The 19,370-nt window shown below is 62.8% G+C and carries 14 protein-coding genes; 7 read left to right on the top strand and 7 right to left on the bottom strand.

Features of this window, described 5'->3' with window-relative positions; all coding sequences use genetic code 11:
• Position 1: 1 nt before the first annotated feature.
• Positions 2-427 carry a pilus assembly protein PilZ gene (locus tag HU764_RS03370; RefSeq protein ID WP_186702931.1) on the bottom strand — a complete coding sequence of 142 codons (426 nt, stop codon included), beginning with the start codon at positions 425-427 and terminating at the stop codon, positions 2-4.
• Positions 424-2,064: a bifunctional UDP-sugar hydrolase/5'-nucleotidase gene (locus HU764_RS03365; protein ID WP_186702930.1), complete on the bottom strand. Its 1,641-nt coding sequence runs from the start codon at positions 2,062-2,064 to the stop codon at positions 424-426. The genes HU764_RS03370 and HU764_RS03365 overlap by 4 nt, the downstream gene beginning before the upstream one ends.
• A 224-nt stretch (positions 2,065-2,288) precedes the next feature.
• Here HU764_RS03365 and HU764_RS03360 point away from each other — a divergent pair, with 224 nt between their 5' ends.
• On the top strand, positions 2,289-4,367 hold the full coding sequence (locus HU764_RS03360) for a PhoX family protein (RefSeq protein ID WP_186675782.1): 2,079 nt from the start codon (positions 2,289-2,291) through the stop codon (positions 4,365-4,367).
• 612 nt (positions 4,368-4,979) lie between these two features.
• Here HU764_RS03360 and gspK read toward each other — a convergent pair.
• Positions 4,980-5,945, bottom strand: a complete 966-nt coding sequence (gene gspK, locus HU764_RS03355) for a type II secretion system minor pseudopilin GspK (protein ID WP_186703538.1) — start codon at positions 5,943-5,945, stop codon at positions 4,980-4,982.
• 147 nt (positions 5,946-6,092) lie between these two features.
• Between gspK and tatA the strand changes: the two genes are divergently transcribed.
• Genes tatA through tatC form a run of 3 tightly spaced genes read left to right on the top strand, consistent with a single transcriptional unit; the run spans position 6,093 to position 7,374 of the window.
• Positions 6,093-6,326 (top strand): twin-arginine translocase TatA/TatE family subunit, encoded by a 234-nt coding sequence (tatA, locus tag HU764_RS03350; RefSeq protein WP_099428441.1) that lies wholly within the window; start codon positions 6,093-6,095, stop codon positions 6,324-6,326.
• On the top strand, positions 6,326-6,616 hold the full coding sequence (tatB, locus tag HU764_RS03345; RefSeq protein WP_186703537.1) for a Sec-independent protein translocase protein TatB: 291 nt from the start codon (positions 6,326-6,328) through the stop codon (positions 6,614-6,616). Before tatA ends, tatB begins: the two co-directional genes overlap by 1 nt.
• On the top strand, positions 6,613-7,374 hold the full coding sequence (gene tatC, locus HU764_RS03340) for a twin-arginine translocase subunit TatC (RefSeq protein ID WP_027595690.1): 762 nt from the start codon (positions 6,613-6,615) through the stop codon (positions 7,372-7,374). Before tatB ends, tatC begins: the two co-directional genes overlap by 4 nt.
• Before the next feature lie 103 nt (positions 7,375-7,477).
• On the opposite strand, the gene HU764_RS03335 is transcribed toward tatC, so the two are convergent.
• Positions 7,478-7,789 carry a YqfO family protein gene (locus HU764_RS03335; protein WP_027595689.1) on the bottom strand — a complete coding sequence of 104 codons (312 nt, stop codon included), beginning with the start codon at positions 7,787-7,789 and terminating at the stop codon, positions 7,478-7,480.
• 3 nt (positions 7,790-7,792) lie between these two features.
• Positions 7,793-11,692: a phosphoribosylformylglycinamidine synthase gene (gene purL, locus HU764_RS03330; RefSeq protein WP_186675775.1), complete on the bottom strand. Its 3,900-nt coding sequence runs from the start codon at positions 11,690-11,692 to the stop codon at positions 7,793-7,795.
• Between the two features lie 302 nt (positions 11,693-11,994).
• Here purL and mltF point away from each other — a divergent pair, with 302 nt between their 5' ends.
• Positions 11,995-13,452: a membrane-bound lytic murein transglycosylase MltF gene (gene mltF / locus HU764_RS03325; protein WP_027595687.1), complete on the top strand. Its 1,458-nt coding sequence runs from the start codon at positions 11,995-11,997 to the stop codon at positions 13,450-13,452.
• A gap of 235 nt (positions 13,453-13,687) precedes the next feature.
• A complete protein-coding gene (locus tag HU764_RS03320; RefSeq protein WP_186703536.1) occupies positions 13,688-14,221 on the top strand; it encodes a hypothetical protein in 534 nt (177 codons plus the stop codon).
• A 110-nt stretch (positions 14,222-14,331) separates the two neighbouring features.
• Here the strand turns inward: HU764_RS03320 and tadA are convergent, their stop codons facing one another.
• Positions 14,332-14,817 (bottom strand): tRNA adenosine(34) deaminase TadA, encoded by a 486-nt coding sequence (gene tadA / locus HU764_RS03315; RefSeq protein ID WP_027595685.1) that lies wholly within the window; start codon positions 14,815-14,817, stop codon positions 14,332-14,334.
• Positions 14,817-16,199: a multicopper oxidase family protein gene (locus HU764_RS03310; protein WP_186703535.1), complete on the bottom strand. Its 1,383-nt coding sequence runs from the start codon at positions 16,197-16,199 to the stop codon at positions 14,817-14,819. Before HU764_RS03310 ends, tadA begins: the two co-directional genes overlap by 1 nt.
• 197 nt (positions 16,200-16,396) lie before the next feature.
• Between HU764_RS03310 and HU764_RS03305 the strand changes: the two genes are divergently transcribed.
• A complete protein-coding gene (locus HU764_RS03305) occupies positions 16,397-19,357 on the top strand; it encodes a membrane-targeted effector domain-containing toxin (RefSeq protein WP_186703534.1) in 2,961 nt (986 codons plus the stop codon).
• Positions 19,358-19,370: the final 13 nt, after the last annotated feature.

Here is a 19,370-nt window from a genome sequence, read left to right as displayed (position 1 = left end):
TTCATCCTTGCCGCTTGAAGCCGGTCACGGCGGGGCGTGGCGGCCAGGGCAGGCGTTCGCGCCGCCCCTGGTTGTTGAAAATCAGGCCATCGGTGTCGATGTCCTGCAGCACGATCCCTGGCGCCAGGCGCTGGCCGCGGGCCAGCGTGCGCACCTGCTGGCCGTAGCGCAGCACCACCACGCTGGCCGACAACGGCTGGGCCTTGAGGCCGCCCAGGTAGTGCAGTGGCAAACGGGTGATGACGATCGCGCCGTCATCGACCGGCGCCTGCCAATGGCCGACCATCAACCCAGGCAACTGGGCTGCGGCCGCCTGGGCGGGGCTGGCCGGTTGTGGCTGGCGGCCCAGTTGCAGCACGCACTGCGCCGCCAGCCAACCTGCCAACGTCAGGCAACCACCGGTGAGCAACCGCGAGCCAAGGCTCACGAAGCCAACTGCCGTGGATGCCAGCCCGGGTGCCCCTGCACATAGCGCACCTCGGGCACCTGCAGCGGTGCCAGTTGCCAGTCGGCGCCTTGCCGCGTCAGCCAGGCTTCTACCCGCTGCCAAAGTGGCTCGCCGGCCTGCGACGCGAACTGCAGGCCAAAGGTGCGGCACAGCCCCTGGACCGGTTCCAGGCCGGTGATGCGCTTGCCTTGCGGGCTGTAGCTGACACCCCAGGCCTGGCCTTGCCAGCGCGGCAGGTCTTGGCTGTTGTCCAGCAGCAGCGGGTCGCCGAACAACTGTTCTGCGGCATTTTCCAGCACTTGCTCCACCTGCCGGGCCGGGGCCTCGACCACCGGGGCCGGGTACCCGCCGGTCAGGCTGATCAGGTGCTCGCGGGTGATCGCTGCACCTGCGGCCAATGGGCAGTCATAGCGCAGGCCCGGCAGCAGCACAGGCAAATTGTTGTCATCGGCCAGGGCCTGGTGCAGCAGGCGGTCCCAGCTGCCGCCGCGGGTGTCACGCCGCCACAAGGCCTGGGGTGCCTTGGCCAGTGGTTGGTCGAGCCATGCCGCGTGGCCGGCGCGCTGTTGGTTCAGTTGTGCCTGAAATTGCCCGGCGCGCACCCGTGCAGCCGGGGAAAGCTGCGGTTCGAACGCTGGGAAGAAACGCCCCTCGAACTGCCATTGCCCGGCCACCTGTTGGCAACGCAGGCGAAACGCCCCGCTGCCCCGGCACCCGGCAAACAGCACCGGTACGCGGCGGCCGTTGGCCTGGGTGGCCTGCACGGGCGTCGGCCACAGGTCCTGGCCACGCGCACAGAGCAACACGTCGATTGCCGGCAGCCGTTCAGCCAGCCACAGCCCAGGCCCGGTGCCCACATCGGCCATGGCCACGACCAGGTCGGCTTCGCGCCGGGCCTGCTCGAATACCGGCAGCAAAGACTGGTACCACTGTTTGAGGGAGGCTTTCTGGTCTTGGGCGTAAGGGTCGGTCACGCCGACCACGGCAATCCGCGCACCGCCCCGCTCGAACAGGTGCAGTGCTTCAAGCCCCAGGGTTTCACGTTGTTCGTCGGCCAGCCCCGCGCCCAGCGTAATGGCAGCAGCCTGCCGGTACAGCGCCGTGCTGCGCTGCGGCCAGAGCACACGCTCGTCACTGCTGACGCGTGCGTCGCTGCCCAGCAGTTGGCTGCCCTGCACGCCGCTTTCACCTTGGGTCAGGTAGGCCAGGCCGCTGCCGTTCCAGCCTTGGCCGTTTTCCAGGGTCAGGCTGTTGCCCGCCCCGGCCTCGCCACGCAACTGCTCCAGCAATGCGGCCAGCACGGCGTAACCACCGAGGTTGGCGTGCGCGGCCTGGCTGGCATCGAGCAAGGGGGCCAAGTGCGGGAAGGCGATGCTGGCACTGGCACCGGTCATCCACGGCGCACGCCCCAGGTGGCTGACCGGCCCCAGGCGCGTTGCCGGGACAACGGCCAGCCCGGGCTGGCGGGCATCGAGGGTGTCGGCGACATACAGCAAATCCAGGTTGGCATTGCCACCCCGTTGGCCTGGCAAGGCGGAACAGGCGCCGAGCAAGGGTGCCAAGGCACCGACGCCCATCCAGCTGATCACTTCGCGCCTGTTCACACTGCTTACCATCGAGCCCGCCATCCTTAACCAAGTTCACGTTGGGCTCCGGATGTTGCGGCGTTCGCATGACAGTTTAATGGCAGAAATCAGACAGCAATTCCGAATTGATCTGTCAGTTCCAAACGTAAGAACGAGTAGTTTTAAGCGCGCGTTCATATTTCTGCCAAGGAATCATCATACTTGCGCTCTAAAGTCGCGGTTTCCTCTAACTCAGCCAACATAAGGACACCCTGATGAGTCGAGATACCGGCGACAACCTGGACCGGAACCACAGCGGCAATCTGCCGATGGCCAGCGTCATGGACGCCTACCTGAGCCGCCGCAGCATCATGCGCGGCAGCCTGGGCGCCGCCATTGCCATGATCGCCGGGACCGGCCTAACAGGCTGCTTCGACGGTGATGGCGGTTCCGATCACGATGATCCTGTCACCGAACCACCGGTGACCGAGCCACCGGTAACCGAACCGGAAGTCCCGAAACTGGCACTGGGCTTCCAGTCCATCCCAGGCTCGCGCACCGATGCCTGTGTCGTCGCCGCAGGCTACAGCGCCTATGTGCTGGCACCGTGGGGCACCCCGCTGAACAGCAATGGCAACCCGTGGAAGTCCGATGGCAGCAACACCTCGACCGACCAGGCCAATGCCATGGGCATGCACCACGACGGCATGCACTTCTTCCCGATCAATGGCAGCTCCGAAGACGGCTTGCTGGCCATCAACTTCGAATACATCGACGCGGCAGCCCTGCACCCGGCCGGCCCGACCACTGACGTCAACGGCAAGCGCCCGGCCGAAGAAATCCGCAAAGAGATCAACGCCCACGGCGCCGGCGTGGTACGCCTGCAGAAAGTCAGCGGGCGCTGGCAGGTGGTCGACAACGACCCGCTGAACCGCCGCTTCACCACTGCCTCGCGCATGGAGATCACCGGCCCGCTGCGCGGCACCGACCACGTCAAGACCAAGTACTCCACGGGCGGCACCCACTGCCGCGGTACCAACAACAACTGCGGCAACGGCTACACCCCGTGGGGCACCTACCTGACCTGCGAAGAGAACTGGCCGGGCATCTTCGTCAACAAAGGCACCCGCCCTGAAGACCAGCGCCGTATCGGCGTAGGCACCTCCAGCGGCCAGTACAAATGGGAAAGCGCCGCCGGTGACAGCACCGAGGTGAATGACGAATTCGCCCGTTTCGACGTAACGGTCAAAGGCGCCAGCGCCACCGACGACTACCGCAACGAAGCCAGCACCTATGGCTACATCGTCGAGATCGACCCGTACAACAGCGCTACCCTGGCCACCAAGCGCACCGCGCTAGGCCGCTTCCGCCACGAAGGGTGCTGCCCAGGCCTGCCGGTGGCCGGCAAGCCGCTGGTCTGGTACATGGGCGACGACTCGAACAACGAATACTTGTACAAGTTCGTCTCCACGGCCGTGTGGGACGCCGCTGACGCCAGCCCGGCCGACCGCCTGGCCACCGGTGCCAAGTACATGGACCAAGGCAAGCTCTATGTGGCCCGCTTCAATGCCGACGGCACCGGCGTGTGGCTGTTGCTCGACGTCGCCACCCCCACCACCGCCGGCAGCACCCTTGGCGCGCTGTACGGTGACCTGCCGGGCATCATCCTCAACACCCGGGGTGCTGGCGATGCCGTGGGCGCGACCCCGATGGACCGCCCAGAATGGACCACGGTCAACCCGCTCAATGGCGATGTCTACCTGACCCTGACCAACAACAGCGCGCGTACACCAGAGAAAGTCGACGCGGCCAACCCGCGTGGCCCTAACCGCCACGGCCACATCATTCGCTGGCACGACAGCGACGACCAGTTGAGCTTCACCTGGGACATCTTCGTGTTTGGCGCCAATGCCGCCGGTACCGCCGACATCAACCGCTCTGGCCTGACCGAACTGAACCAGTTCGCCAGCCCTGACGGCATGAGCTTCGATAGCCGTGGCGTGTTGTGGTTCGAGACCGACAACGGTGAAACCACGCTGACCGACTACACCAATGACCAGTTGCTGGCGGTAATCCCCACTGACCTGGTAGATGCCACGGGCAAGCAAGTGCCGGTCAACGCGCAGAACCAGGTGGACTTGCGGCGCTTCTTTGTCGGGCCGAACGGTTGCGAGGTGACGGGGATTGCCTTCAGCCCGGACAACAAGTCGATGTTCGTCAACATCCAGCACCCGGAGAACTGGCCGTATACCGACAAGGCGACCGATGCTACCCCGGCTGGGGCTACGGTAAGGCCGCGGGCTTCGACCGTGGTGATTCAGCGTGATGATGGCGGGGAGATCGGGACAGTCTGATCGCATGCCGGTCAGTCAGCCTTGTGCTGGCTGTACCGGCCTCTTCGCGGGGCAAGCCCGCTCCCACAGGCAAGCCCGCCAGTCTCAAGGACAGTGTGGTATCTGTGCCCACAGTTACCACACTGGTTTCAAGGGCAGTGAAGTCTCTGTGGGAGGCAAGCCCGCCAGTCTCAAGGACAGTGTGGACCTGTGCCCACAAGTACCACACTGGTTTCAAGGGCAGTGAAGTCTCTGTGGGAGGCAAGCCCGCCAGTCTCAAGGACAGTGTGGACCTGTGCCCACAAGTACCACACTGGTTTCAAGGGCAGTGAAGTCTCTGTGGGAGGCAAGCCCGCCAGTCTCAAGGACAGTGTGGACCTGTGCCCACAAGTACCACACTGGTTTCAAGGGCAGTGAAGTCTCTGTGGGAGGCAAGCCCGCCAGTCTCAAGGACAGTGTGGACCTGTGCCCACAAGTACCACACTGGTTTCAAGGGCAGTGAAGTCTCTGTGGGAGGCAAGCCCGCCAGTCTCAAGGACAGTGTGGTACCTGTGCCCACAGTTACCACACTGGTTTCAAGGGCAGTGAAGTCTCTGTGGGAGCGGGCTTGCCCCGCGAAGAGGCCGGCATGGTTTACCAGAGCATGGGCTCACGACTCCTCACCCGCACCTGCTGCGCCGGCACCCGTGCATGCCACTGCACCACCCCCAGCGCCTCGACCTGAAACGCGCTGCGCATCACCCGCCCCTCTTCCTCGAACGACAGCTGCAACAAAAAATGCCCACTGTTGAGCAGCAACCCTTCGCTCAACCGTTCGAACGTCTCGTCATCCACCGCCCCCAACGCCTTGCGCAGCGCAGCGGCATCCACATACCCCGACGCCGGCCGGCCACTGATGATGCGGCTGAGCAGCGCGCGTGGGTAGCGCCCCTCGTATAACGCTTCGAGCATGGGCAGATGCTCCAGGCCCAAGGCATTGGCGTTCAAACGCCAGCCAGTGGTTTGCGGCAAAGCGCACAGCATTGGATAGCGGCCCTGGCGCGTGGCATCTGGCTCCAGCAGCAAGTTCAGCTCGCTGGTGTCGAGCATCGGTTGGTTGGCCGCCAGGCGCGCGGGTTGCTGGCGCAAGTACTGGGCACTTTCGGCCCCTTGCAGGCGCGTATCGCTGTCATTGTCGAGCCAATCGGCCAGGGCATCGACCAGGCGTTCTGCCGCCATGTCGTCGCCCAGCAGGCGGCGCAACTGGCGCTCGGCCCGCTCACCGTCAGCACCGAGCAATGCGTTGACGTTGAAACACGTGTGCTGGTCGCGCACCCGCAGTTGCGCCTGGCCTGCGCCAAAATCGTAGTTCAGCGGTTGCCCGCGCAAGGCCTGCCAGAACAACGGGCTCAGCCGCCAGGCCGGGTCGCGCAGCGCCTGCTCGGCATAGGCCAAGCCGGCCTGCTCCATGGCCCTGACCTGCACCCGCTGGTGCAACAAGCGCACTTCATCAACCTGGCGCCGGCCATCTTCCACCAGCCAGGCCATACCGGCAGCGAGCATCGCCAACACCACCATCACCATCAGCAGGGCCGCGCCGTGCTGTCGTTTACCGCCCATCTGCACCCGCCTCTCATGCCCAATAAAAACGCCAGTCAACACGCCGGTTGTTGCAGGTAGATGGCAAGGGTGCGTTCCGTCATGTTCACGTCATCTACACGAGGCAGGATTGCCCTTCCTTTTCATGGCCTTACAGGAGTAGTCGCAATGGGTGGCATTGGAATCTGGCAACTGGTGATCGTACTGATGATCGTATTCCTGCTGTTTGGCACCAAGCGCCTCAAGGGCCTGGGCAGCGATGTTGGCGAGGCGATCCAGGGGTTTCGCAAGTCCATGGGCGGTGACAACGACGTCACCCCGCCCGGCACCGCACAGGTGCAGCAACAGGCGCCGTTGACCGGCCAGGCAACGCCCCAGCCGCAAGCGGACCGTCAGGCCTGATGTTCGAGGTAGGCTTCAGCGAATTGCTGCTGGTCGGCATCGTCGCACTGCTGGTGCTGGGCCCCGAGCGGCTGCCGGTTGCGGCACGCACGCTTGGGCGTGGCCTGGGACAGGCGCGCAGGGCCATGCAGGGCCTGCGCACGCAGTTGGAGCGCGAGATCGAGTTGCCCAACTTCGACAGCGCGCCCCTGCAGCGCCTGGAACAGGAAATGCGCCAGGGCATCAGCCTTGCCGCACCACCAGCCAATGACCCGGCAACCGTCGCTGCACCCAGGGAGAATGCCTCATGAGCCTTGCCATGGACCCTGCGGCAGGCATGCCGCTGACCGAGCACCTGCGCGAACTGCGTAAGCGCCTGGTGCGTTGCCTGGGGCTGGTCGCCCTGGTGTTCGCCGGCCTGTTCCCCTTCGCCCAGACCCTCTACACACTGATCTCGGAGCCACTGCGCCGCTTCCTGCCAGAGGGCGCCAGCATGATCGCGACCAGTGTCACCTCACCGTTCCTGACACCCTTCAAGCTGACCGCGATGTGCGCGCTGTTCGTCGCCATGCCGCTGTTGTTGCACCAGGCCTGGGGGTTTCTGGCGCCGGGGCTGTACCGCCGGGAACGGCGCATTGCCCTGCCGCTGCTGGTGTCGAGCATTCTGCTGTTCTATGCCGGCATGGCGTTCGCGTTCTTTCTGGTGTTCCCGATGATGTTCGGCTTTTTCGCCAGCGTCACGCCCGACGGGGTGGCGATGATGACCGACATCAGCCAGTACCTGGACTTCATCATGGCGCTGTTCCTGGCATTCGGGCTGGCGTTCGAGATCCCGGTGGCGACGTTCATCGTGGTCTGGGTGGGGTTGGCGGATGTGGCGACACTGCGCCGTAGCCGGCCCTACGTGATCGTCGGGTGCTTTGTGGTGGGGATGATTCTGACGCCACCGGACGTATTTTCGCAGACGATGCTGGCGGTGCCGATGTGGGTGCTGTTCGAGGTGGGGTTGTTGGCGTGTAGCGGGTTGAAACGGCCTGAGCCTGGCAATGAAGTTGTGGCGGGATTATAGGGCCTCTTCGCGGGCAAGCCCGCTCCCACAGGGATATCACAAGCTTCAGTACCGGTGATATCCCTGTGGGAGCGGGCTTGCCCGCGAAGAGCTTTAATGCGGTCTAGAAGTCGGCCAGTGGCCAGACTTCATAGGCTGGCGTCTCGTACGGGTGGCTCTGCTTGAGCGCGGCAACGACCTGAGCGATCAGGTCGTCAGCCACCACCAGCTCTACCTTCCATTCCTCGACCACCTCGACCTGGCCGGTTTGCCCGAGAAACGGCTGGCTGCCGTCCAACGGGCGAAACTGGCCCTGGCCCAGGGTTTGCCAGGCGCAGTGGTCATAGTCACCGATTCGCCCGCCACCGGCGGCGAATACGGCAGCCTTGACCACCTCGACATGGCTGGCCGGGACGAAGAAGGCGAGCTTGTACACGCCTTAGTTCACCCAGACGCGCGCGTTGCGGAACATACGCATCAGCGCAGCATCTTCCTGCCACTCATCCGGGCGCCAGGAGTTCTGCACAGCGCGGAACATACGCTCCGGGTGCGGCATCATGATGGTCACGCGGCCGTCACGGCTGGTGAGGCCGGTGATACCACGCGGCGAGCCGTTCGGGTTGGCCGGGTAGGTTTCGGTGACCTTGCCGTGGTTGTCGACGTAGCGCAGGGCCACGCAACCGGACACGTCGGCTTCCAGCAGTGCCGCTTCGTTGGCGAACTCGGCATGGCCTTCGCCGTGGGCGATGGCGATCGGCATGCGCGAACCGGCCATGCCCTGCAGGAAGATCGAGTTGGACTTCTGCACCTCGACCATGGCCACACGGGCTTCGAACTGCTCGGAACGGTTACGCACGAAGTGCGGCCAGAACTCGGTGCCCGGGATCAGCTCGTGCAGGTTGGACATCATCTGGCAACCGTTGCACACGCCCAGGGCGAAGCTGTCGCTACGCTCGAAGAAGGCCTGGAAGGCATCGCGGGCACGGGCGTTGAACAGCGCCGACTTGGCCCAGCCCTCACCGGCACCCAGCACGTCACCGTACGAGAAACCACCGCAGGCAACCAGGCCTTTGAAGGCTTCGAAGTCGACACGGCCAGCGAGGATGTCGCTCATGTGCACGTCAATGGCGGCGAAGCCGGCGCGGTCGAAGGCGGCAGCCATCTCGACCTGGCCGTTGACGCCCTGCTCACGCAGGATCGCCACTTGCGGGCGCACGCCTTTCTTGATGTACGGGGCAGCGATGTCGTCGTTGACGTCGTAGCCCAGCTTGACCGACAGGCCCGGGTTGTCTTCTTCGAGCAGCGCGTCGAATTCCTGGTCGGCGCATTCGGCGTTGTCACGCAGGCGCTGAACCTGGTAGCTGGTCTCGGCCCACTGGCGTTGCAGCAGGCGACGGTCGCCCTTGAACAGTTCCTCACCGTTCAGGCGCACGACCACTTCGCTGTTGTTGATCGGCTGGCCGATCACCGCGACGCAGTCTTCACCCAGGCCAGCGGCGCTGAACTGGGCCAGTACGTCTGGGGTGGCATCCTGGCGAACCTGGATGACCGCACCCAGCTCTTCGTTGAAGAGGATGGCGGCGACTTTTTCCGCTTTGCTGGTCAGGGTGTCCAGCTCCAGGTCGAAGCCGCAATGGCCGGCGAAGGCCATTTCCAGCACGGTGGTCATCAGGCCACCATCGGAACGGTCGTGGTAGGCCAGCAGGTGGCCGTCGGCGTTGAGGCCCTGGATCACGGCGAAGAAGGCCTTGAGGTCTTCGGCATCGTCGACGTCCGGTGCGGCACTGGCCAACTTGCCGTGGGTCTGCGCCAGGATCGAGGCGCCCATGCGGTTCTTGCCGCGGCCCAGGTCGATCAGGATCAGGTCGGTTTCGCCCTTGTCCATGCGCAGTTGCGGGGTCAGGGTCTTGCGGATGTCGGTGACCGGGGCGAAGCCGGTGATGATCAACGACATCGGCGAGGTCACGCTCTTCTCGACGCCCTCTTCGCTCCACTTGGTCTTCATCGACATCGAGTCTTTGCCGACCGGAATGGTGATACCCAACTCAGGGCACAGCTCCATGCCGACAGCCTTGACGGTGTCGTACAGGCGGGCGTCTTCACCCGGGTGGCCGGCGGCGGACATCCAGTTGGCCGACAGTTTGATGTCGGACAGCTTCTCGATCCGCGAGGCGGCAAGGTTGGTCAGGGTTTCGCCGATGGCCATGCGGCCAGACGCCGGGGCGTCGAGCAGGGCCAGCGGGGTGCGCTCACCCATGGCCATGGCTTCACCGGTGTAGACGTCGAAGCTGGTGGCGGTAACGGCGCAGTCGGCCACCGGCACCTGCCATGGGCCGACCATTTGGTCACGGGCTACCAGGCCAGTGATGGTGCGGTCGCCGATGGTGATCAGGAAGCTCTTGCTGGCCACCGCAGGGTGGTGCAGCACGCGCTCGACCGAATCGGCCAGCGACAGGGTGCTTGGGTCGAATTCATCGCCAAGTTCGGCTTCACGGGTGACCGAACGGTGCATGCGCGGCGGCTTGCCCAGCAGCACGTCCAGCGGCATGTCCACCGGGGTGTTGGCGAAGTGGCTGTCGGTCACGGTCAGGTGCGGCTCTTCCGTCGCCTCGCCGACCACGGCGAACGGGCAGCGCTCACGTTCACAGATGGCCTGGAAGCGGTCGAAGTCGACAGCGCTGACGGCCAGCACGTAACGTTCCTGCGATTCGTTGCTCCAGATTTCGTGCGGGGCCATGCCCGGCTCATCGTTGGGCACATTGCGCAGTTCGAAGCGGCCACCGCGGCCACCGTCGTTGACCAGCTCAGGGAAGGCGTTGGAGATACCGCCGGCGCCAACGTCGTGGATGAAGGCGATCGGGTTCTTGTCGCCCAGCTGCCAGCAGCGGTCGATGACCTCTTGGCAACGGCGCTCCATTTCCGGGTTTTCGCGCTGTACCGAAGCGAAGTCCAGGTCGGCAGAGCTGGCACCGGTGGCGACCGACGACGCCGCACCGCCACCCAGGCCGATCAGCATGGCCGGGCCGCCGAGCACGATCAGCTTGGCGCCGACGGTGATCTCGCCCTTCTGCACGTGGTCTTCACGGATGTTGCCCATGCCGCCGGCAAGCATGATCGGCTTGTGGTAGCCGCGCACTTCTTCGCCGTGCGGGGTGTTGATCGCCTGCTCGAAGGTACGGAAGTAGCCGGTCAGGGCCGGGCGACCGAATTCGTTGTTGAACGCGGCGCCACCCAGTGGGCCTTCGACCATGATGTCGAGGGCGTCGACGATGCGCTCAGGCTTGCCGTACGCCTGCTCCCATGGCTGTTCGAAGCCTGGGATGCGCAGGTTGGACACGGTAAAGCCGGTCAGGCCAGCCTTGGGCTTGGCGCCACGGCCGGTGGCGCCTTCGTCGCGGATTTCGCCGCCGGAGCCGGTGGAAGCACCGGAGAACGGCGCGATGGCGGTCGGGTGGTTGTGCGTCTCGACCTTCATCAAGATGTGCACCGGCTCCTGCACCGCGCCGTACTGGCGGGTTTCAGGGTTCGGGAAGAAACGGCCGGCAACGTTGCCGACGATCACCGAGGCGTTGTCCTTGTAAGCAGACAGCACGCCTTCGCTGTGCATCTGGTAGGTGTTCTTGATCATGCCGAACAGGCTCTTTTCCTGAGCCTGGCCGTCGATGTCCCAACTGGCGTTGAAGATCTTGTGACGGCAGTGCTCGGAGTTGGCCTGGGCGAACATCATCAGTTCGATGTCGTTCGGGTTGCGCGCAAGGTTCTGGAAAGCGGCGACCAGGTAGTCGATCTCGTCTTCAGCCAGGGCCAGGCCCAGGTCGACGTTGGCCTTGGCCAGGGCGTCGCGGCCACCGGCGAGGATGTCGACCGAGGTCATCGGCTTGGGCTGGGCGTGGCTGAACAGGTCGGATGCCTGCTCCAGCTGGGCCAGCACGCGCTGGGTCATGCGGTCGTGCAGTTCGGCGGCGACGGCCTGTGCATCGGCTTCGCTCAGGTTGCCGGCGACGTAGTAGGCGATGCCGCGCTCAAGGCGCTGGATCGACTGCAGGCCGCAGTTGTGGGCAATGTCGCTGGCCTTGCTGGCCCAGGGCGAGATGGTGCCCAGGCGCGGCACGACCAGGAACAGGCGGCCGGTCGGCTCCTGTACCGGCACGCTCGGGCCGTACTTGAGCAGACGGCCCAGCACCTGCTGCTGGTCGGCGGTCAGCTCGCCGTCGACATCGGCGAAGTGGGCGAATTCGGCATACAAACCAGTAACAGCGGGGACTTTCTGGCTCAGTTGCTCGAGTAATTTACCGTGGCGAAAGGCAGAAAGGGCAGGAGCGCCGCGCAGGATCAACATCGTCGGGACAGCCTCAGGAAGGGGTGTGCTTAGAGGCCGTGCATTCTAGCCTAATTCCGCGGCTTTCGGCACCTGCTCTACGCCGCGCCTGTCGGGCGGTGGAACCGGACTTGCGGGTCAATATTTCGGGTGCTCGCCTCAAGAGGTTTATGGCCTGTGAGATCGAGCGCCGCCCGCGCGGCGCTCGATCTGCCAGACGGCACACCTCTAACGGCAAACACCCTGAACACAGAACCCGCTACCAGACAAGCTATCTGTTGTCGAGATATGGCGCCGCCTGTCCTTTGCGTATACTGCAAGCTATGTTCGCCCACACTGCTTTGCGCCAGCGCTGCGCCAGATGGCTCATCGCAACCGGACTCTTTCTGATGCTCGGTGCCTGTGTTGAAAAACCCAGCACCCTCGAGCGCGTGAAGGAGGATGGCGTGCTGCGCGTAATCACCCGCAACAGCCCGGCGACGTATTTCCAGGACCGTAACGGCGAAACCGGCTTCGAATACGAATTGGTCAAGCATTTCGCCGATGATCTCGGCGTAAAGCTGGAGATCGAGACCGCCGACAACCTCGACCAACTGTTCGACGAGCTGGGCAAGCCCTCCGGCCCAGTGCTGGCAGCCGCCGGTCTGGTAAGCAGCGAGCGGCGCAAGACCCAGGCGAAATTCTCCCACCCGTACCTGGAGGTCACCCCTCAAGTCATCTACCGCAACGGCCGCTCGCGCCCGACCGAAGCCAAGGGCCTGGTCGGCAAGAAGATCATGGTGCTCAAGGGCAGCAGCCATGCCGACCAGCTGGCTGAGCTGAAAAAGCAGTATCCGGGCCTGGAATACGAAGAATCCGACGCCGTCGAGGTGGTCGACTTGCTGCGCATGGTCGATGAAGGCCAGATCGACCTGACCCTGGTCGACTCCAACGAACTGGCGATGAACCAGGTGTACTTCCCCAACGTTCGGGTCGCCTTCGACCTGGGCGACACCCGCGACCAGCGCTGGGCGGTGGCGGCCGGCGAGGACAACAGCCTGCTCAACGAGGTCAATGAGTTTCTCGACAAGGCCCAGAAGAACGGCACGCTGCAGCGCCTGAAAGACCGCTATTACGGCCATGTCGATGTACTCGGCTACGTCGGCGCCTATACCTTCGCCCAGCACCTGCAGCAGCGCCTGCCCAAGTACGAGAAACACTTCAAGAGCTACGCCAAGGTCGAACAGGTGGACTGGCGCCTGCTGGCGGCCATCGGCTACCAGGAATCGATGTGGCAGCCGGAAGTCACCTCCAAGACGGGCGTGCGCGGCCTGATGATGCTCACCCAGCGCACGGCGCAGGCCATGGGCGTGTCCAATCGCCTGGACCCGAAACAGAGCATCCAGGGTGGTGCCAAGTACTTCATGCTGATCAAAGAGCAACTCGACGACAGCATCCAGGAACCCGACCGCACCTGGTTCGCACTGGCTGCCTATAACGTTGGCAGCGGCCACCTCGAAGACGCCCGCACCCTGGCCAAGCGCGAGAAGCTCAACCCGAACAAGTGGCTGGACGTGAAGAAAATGCTGCCACGCCTGGCGCAGAAGCAGTGGTACAGCAAGACCAAATACGGCTACGCCCGTGGCGGCGAGCCGGTGCACTTCGTGGCCAACATCCGCCGTTACTACGACATCCTGACCTGGGTGACCCAGCCGCAGCTCGAAGGCCAGATGGCCGAGGGCAATTTGCATGTGCCTGGGGTAAACAAAGACAAGCCGGCAGAGCAGTCGCCGCCGATGTAAACCTGTACGGGCCTGTTCGCAGGAATGACCGGCATTCACTCCCTTCCCGGCTTCATCCGTAAGTTCACAGCACCTCACCCTAAGCGATTTACGTTTCAAGTCTCTTGGAACGCTATACATCGCTTGATGTGATTGCAAAAACCTAACGATTACGCAACTGGTAAATATGCCAGTTGTCGCCTAGCACAGCCCATTTTATATATGCATCTCCACAACCATAGCGCTGGAGATCGACATGACCAAACCACTTATTATTATTGGGTTGCTCAGCCTGACTGCGTTCGCACACGCACAACCACTCCGCCCAGATGATTACAAGGCCGCAGAAGTGAAAAGGGCGGAGTCCCAAGCCAGCACCCCAAATATGGCCGTGGGAAAACTTCATCTTTACAAGAGAAATTCCGACAGCGCCTGCGAATCTTTGAACATAGAATACCGAAAAGAAGCTGCCTACATGGGCAATTACGACTGCGGCAATGATCAGGTTTATTCTTTTAAGGTAAGCAATGCATCAAAGGGCAACACAATAAAACTGGGGAGCGACAGACCTGTAAAAGAATCTGATTACAGCTATTGCCCAGAAAATGACTGGCGCTTCGTACTCGAGGTAACTGACGATGCAGTTTATACAAGCAAAATCTCTATCTCAGACCTTAGAAATATTGAAAACGGGCAAATGGTCGCCACTGGATTAAAAATGCAGAAGAAACACTACAGGAGCGGAACCATCGCTGGAAAGCTCTCTTGTGTAGACACCAACAATCGATAACAACCTAAGTCAGCCCTGTAGCATTCGACACCCCCTCATTTAGCAGGATGGGTGTCGTAATGCTATACCGACCGCCAGAGAATGCGCCTTGATGTATCGTTAGCCACCTGCTACCCCCCCCTCTTTACCCTTCGGGCCTTGAAGAAGTCACTGAGGATCTGCCCACACTCCTCCGCCAGCACCCCGCCCTCGACCATCACCCGATGGTTGAGGAAGCCCTGGCCGAAGAACTGACCCTGGCTCTGCACGATACCCGCCTTGGGCTCCAGCGCCCCGTACACAACCCGCGCCACCCGCGAATGCACGATCAAACCCGCGCACATGCTGCAAGGCTCCAGGGTCACATACAGCGTGCTGCCCGGCAGCCGATAGTTGCTCGCCGACTTGGCCGCAGCCCGAATGGCGACCATTTCGGCATGCGCACTCGGGTCGCTGTCGATAATGGGCCGGTTGAAGCCCTGGCCGATTACCTGGCCATGCTGCACCAGCACCGCCCCCACCGGCACCTCGCCCATGGCCGCGCCCTCAGCCGCCAGGGCCAGAGCAATGCGCATGAATTCCTGATCGCGGCTGCGATCGATGATGTGTGGGCGCATCAGACCACCGCTATCGCGGCCATCAGGCCGGTTTCCATGTGGTCGATGACGTGGCAGTGGAACATCCAGGTGCCCGGGTTATCGGCCACAAGTGCCACTTGGGCCCGCTCGTTCTTGCCCAGCAGGTAGGTATCGGTGAACCACGGCTCCTTGATGTCGTGGCGGTTGGAGGCAATCACCTTGAAACTCATGCCATGCAGGTGGATCGGGTGCTGGTACTGGGTCATGTTCTTCAGCTCGAAGATGTAGCTCTTGCCCTTCTGCAGCGTAGCGATGGGCCGGTCGGCGCATGTCTTGTCGGTGATGTCCCAGGCCTGGCCGTTGATCTGCCACAGGCTCGATGGTTTGTTCGGGTCAGGGGTGACAGAGACTTTGGCCGCCCACTCGAAATTGAAGTTGAGCTTTTCAGCATTCTCCAGGTCCGGCTCGGCGATCGGGTTGGCCGGCAGCGCTGGCGGCCAGTCACTCGGCGCGTCGTTGCTCGGCACCGAACGCAGGGTACCCAGGCGCACGAAACCGTCGCGCAGGGAAATTTCCTCACCCGCTTCGGGAATCCGGATGGCCAGGCAGATGCGCATGCCAGGGCCAAGCCAGTACTCGTCTTCCAACAGGCGCGGGGTTACCGGGTTGCCGTCGAGGGCGTAGATCTTCGCCTCGCAGTTACCCTTGAGGTTAAGGCGATAGGTCCAGGTGTTGTCCAGGTTCAGCAGGCGCACCCGCACCACCTGGCCGGCCGGCAGCTCGGTGACCGCGTCGGGCTGGCCGTTGATGGTGATGAGCCGCCCGGCAGTGCCGTTACGCGCGGCCTCACGCGGGATGCTGAACGGCAGCCAGGCGCCCTGCTCGTCCACGTGCCAGTTTTTCAGGCTCAGCGTGCGCTCGTGCAGGAACCCGGTAGGCTCGCGCTCCTCGACGATCAATGGCCCGACCAGCCCGCGGCCGAGCTCTTCCGAGCTGCTGACATGTGGGTGATACCAGTAGCTGCCCGCATCCGGCACGCGGAACTTGTAGTCGAAGTATTCGCCCGGCTTGACCGGCAGCTGCGACACGTACGGCACGCCGTCCATTTCCAGCGGCAAGCGGATGCCATGCCAGTGAATGGTGGTTTCGACCGGCAAGTGGTTGATGAACCGCACCCGCAGCCAGGTGCCCTGGCGTACCCGCAACTCGGTGCCCGGCGCCGAAGGGCCAAAGGCCCAGGCCTCGGTCTTGAAGCCCGGCACCAGTTCCACGTCCAGGGGCGCGGCGATCAGCTCGTAGTCGTGCCCGGCATTCTCGTCCTCGACCTTGCCCAGCCAGTACCGCGCTGCGCCTCCGGCGCCCAGGCCTACCACAACCAGGCCGGTGAGGCCCTTGAGCATTTGTCGACGGGTGAAGGACATCGGTGCGGGTACCTCGTGTTCGGCGCAATCAAGCTGCCAGCAGGGCTGGGGATGAAGGGCGAATACGATACACCTGCAAATGGGAAAGATTAAGTGAAAGCCACCTTTACTGGCCGTTCAGGCAAGCAATATGCACCGCCTTCATGGCCCGTGCCCCTTCGAGACTGACGTTTATCCTTCCAGCCAGGACAAACGTGATGCCCTCCAACACCCCCACTTCCAACGAACAGCAAAGCCTGCTAACGCTGGCCCGCCAGCTCACCGAAGCCTGCCCTGACATGCGCGAGATGGCCCGCGAAGTTGCCCAACAGGTCCTTGAACGCCACGGCCTGACAACACTGGACCCCGACAACGTTTACCTGCACCGCTTTCACACCGCCGTCAGCAGCCACAAAACCTTCAACGGCTGGCAGCACCTGGACCCGCCGTACGAATCGCTGACCTTGCCCCAACTGGTCATGCACCGCTTCGATGCCAACGACCAGGACAACGCCGACCTGCTGAGTTACCTCGTTGGCTTTTACACCGAAGGGCCTGGCGGGGATGCCTACGACGAGCGTAATGAAATCCGGCTTGAAGCCAAGGACGTTCTGGAATACTTCTGGAGCATCGACTTTGCCGTCGATTTCAAAGATCGGCTGACGTCTTTCTGGTCGAAACAGGCGGGCCACTTCCGGACGTTGGCCAAGGCCAATTTCCTCAGCAAAGTACTGGAAGCCTGCGCCCATGACCCCGCGTCAGCGCTGGCCAGCCACTGCCGCGATGTCGTGCTGGCGCTGGCGGGTGACACACCCTGGCCGCCGTCACTGGAAGCGCTGCAACAACAGGTAGTACCTGGCGCTGGCGTGCGCGTGTGCACGTTCGATATCGGCGGGCATGTGGCCACAGATATCCTGCGTCTGCAGCTCAAAGATGGCAGCCAGCTGATCTACCTACCTGGCGACGTCGATGGCCTGCATTACTTTGCGGATGACCAGGCACTGTTCTGGTGGGTACTCATCAACTGCAACCATGCCGATAACCGCGCACGCTTCCTGGCGCACTTCTCCCTCGATGACCGCGATGAGGGCGACAGCAAGGTCGGCCTCAATCACCTGGTCGATCTGCTGTACCAAGGCTGGGGCAGGGATGATTATTCCGGCATCAACACCCTCGATCAGCAGATCCATAAGGACGTCTTCGACTGGCTGCGCGACAAAGCCCGACAGCGGATGATCGATGATGCGCACTTCTCCCTGCGCTCCAACGCCGACTTGCGCAAACAACTGTGGATCGGCTACCTGAGTGCCGGCCTGAAAGTGTTTGGCCCCCTGGCGGCAGTGGACTGGCCCGTGGCATTGGCGCTGGTCGGCGCCGGCATCGCTGAAACGGGCTTGAACATCGACCAGGCAATTACCGGGCATACCACCCGCGAACGCAAGGCAGGCGTTACCGGGGCAATCTTTGCTGCCATCGAGACGCTGTTCAACGCAACGTTTTTGCTCAGCGCACCGAGCAAACCACTCGCCGAACTCGGCGAAGCCGCTGAAACAGGCGGAGAAACGGGTGCAGGGCAAAGCCCCACAGCACCAGAAGAACCCGCCGCTGTTGGCGAAACCGAACCCAGCGACGAAGACCCTTCAAGCGTAGCGGACGCCGTGAACACCTGGGTACCAACGCCCTTCCAGCCAGTGAAACGCTGGGCGCTGTTGAAGCCCTTCGAAACCAATATGCTGCTCAGCGGCGAGCCTGGCTCGGGCACCTTCGCAGGCATTTACACACAGGACGGGCAGTTTTATGCGCTAGTCGAGGAGCAGCCTTACCAGGTGCGCTTTGTGCCCGAACTGAATACCTGGACCATCGTCGACCCGGAAAACCCGTTTTCTTTCTACAAGCACCAACCCATCCGCCTTGATGCCGATGGCCAGTGGTACCCCCTCGAACGTGGAGGCCTCAAAGGCGGCATGCTCTCGCGGTTGAAGATCTGGGGCAGGCCATCAGCGGCGGCGAACGTGCCTGCCCTTGCCGAAACCCCTTATGAAGTCCCCCCCAGCTTGCGCTCTGCACTTGAGGACGTGGCGGACGAGGAGATCACAGGCGCACGGGAAAACATTCACGACCCTGAACGATACGCCGCCATCGCGCGCTTTCGCACCCTGCGTGAGCAACTGGCGACCGATGCCAACCAGTTCATGACCACGGTAGATGTGCCAGCTCGCCCGCCAATACCGGAATTACCTGCTGGAACTACGCCTAAACAGGTACTGCAACGTATCTATGAAAACAGCAATGGTCTAGTGGTCGGCGAGTCGCACAGCAGCCTTGGCAGCAAGCGGTTGTTGATCGAAAACATGGGACAGTTGCGCAAGCTGAAAGTGAAGACGCTGTACATGGAGCATTTCACCACCGATTTCCAGCAAGCGGACCTCGACACCTTCAACCGTAGCGGCGTCATGCCGAGGGCGCTGGAGCGGTATGTCACGGCTCAGGACTTCGGACACCACACCGACCCTGCCGGCCGCTACACCTTCCGCCGGATACTGCTTGAAGCACACAGAAATGGCGTGCGCATCCAGTCCATCGACTGCATGGCCAGCTATCGTCAGGCATGGGCAGAGCCGGTGTCCGATGTAGCGCGTCAGCAAATGATGAATTTCTATGCCCACCTGATCATCGACGCTGACCAGGCTACGCGTGGCCCGGGAAGGTGGATTGCGCTAGTCGGTAACACTCACGCCAACAACTTCCATGGCGTTACCGGCCTGGCTGAAACCGAAGGTGCGATTGGATTGCGGGTCGAAGATACCCCTGCCGGCGGAGTCGATACCTACACAGCCGACCCCGGCACGGATTCCGCTGACAGCAAAGGCAAGCTGTGGCACTTGCAAAGCGACCTGCGGCTGCAAGCGGCGGTAACCCCTGCGCGCTCACCGTCGCCAGACCTGGAAAGCATGCTGGTCAGGCCAGGTGACTACACCTTCGAAGAGGCCAACGGCGAGCAGTACCTGGTTAACCGCAGCCGTGACATGCGCTTGCGACGCACATTGATCAGGCGGGATGGGCGCTTCTACTACATCGAACGGCCAGACTGGCCAACCGTCCATCAACGCCGCCTGACGCACCTTTCCGATCTACATACTTGGCTGAGGCAGCGTGGCATGCGGCACATCAGACCTTGAGCTGCTTACGTTT

Source organism: Pseudomonas kermanshahensis, assembly GCF_014269205.2.
Taxonomy (GTDB): Bacteria; Pseudomonadota; Gammaproteobacteria; order Pseudomonadales; family Pseudomonadaceae; genus Aquipseudomonas; species Aquipseudomonas kermanshahensis.
The sequence above is the reverse complement of the archived record's forward strand: the minus strand, read 5'-3'. Positions and strand labels throughout refer to the sequence as shown.

Excerpts from the sequence above, each read along its gene's own strand:
- tatB (WP_186703537.1), top strand. The coding sequence starts at position 6,326 with ATGTTCGAGGTAGGCTTCAGCGAATTGCTGCTGGTCGGCATCGTCGCA.
- HU764_RS03310 (WP_186703535.1), bottom strand. The coding sequence starts at position 16,199 with ATGTCCTTCACCCGTCGACAAATGCTCAAGGGCCTCACCGGCCTGGTT.
- tatA (WP_099428441.1), top strand. The coding sequence starts at position 6,093 with ATGGGTGGCATTGGAATCTGGCAACTGGTGATCGTACTGATGATCGTA.
- HU764_RS03305 (WP_186703534.1), top strand. The coding sequence starts at position 16,397 with ATGCCCTCCAACACCCCCACTTCCAACGAACAGCAAAGCCTGCTAACG.
- tatC (WP_027595690.1), top strand. The coding sequence starts at position 6,613 with ATGAGCCTTGCCATGGACCCTGCGGCAGGCATGCCGCTGACCGAGCAC.
- gspK (WP_186703538.1), bottom strand. The coding sequence starts at position 5,945 with ATGGGCGGTAAACGACAGCACGGCGCGGCCCTGCTGATGGTGATGGTG.
- mltF (WP_027595687.1), top strand. The coding sequence starts at position 11,995 with ATGTTCGCCCACACTGCTTTGCGCCAGCGCTGCGCCAGATGGCTCATC.
- purL (WP_186675775.1), bottom strand. The coding sequence starts at position 11,692 with ATGTTGATCCTGCGCGGCGCTCCTGCCCTTTCTGCCTTTCGCCACGGT.
- HU764_RS03365 (WP_186702930.1), bottom strand. The coding sequence starts at position 2,064 with ATGGTAAGCAGTGTGAACAGGCGCGAAGTGATCAGCTGGATGGGCGTC.
- HU764_RS03320 (WP_186703536.1), top strand. The coding sequence starts at position 13,688 with ATGACCAAACCACTTATTATTATTGGGTTGCTCAGCCTGACTGCGTTC.
- tadA (WP_027595685.1), bottom strand. The coding sequence starts at position 14,817 with ATGCGCCCACACATCATCGATCGCAGCCGCGATCAGGAATTCATGCGC.
- HU764_RS03360 (WP_186675782.1), top strand. The coding sequence starts at position 2,289 with ATGAGTCGAGATACCGGCGACAACCTGGACCGGAACCACAGCGGCAAT.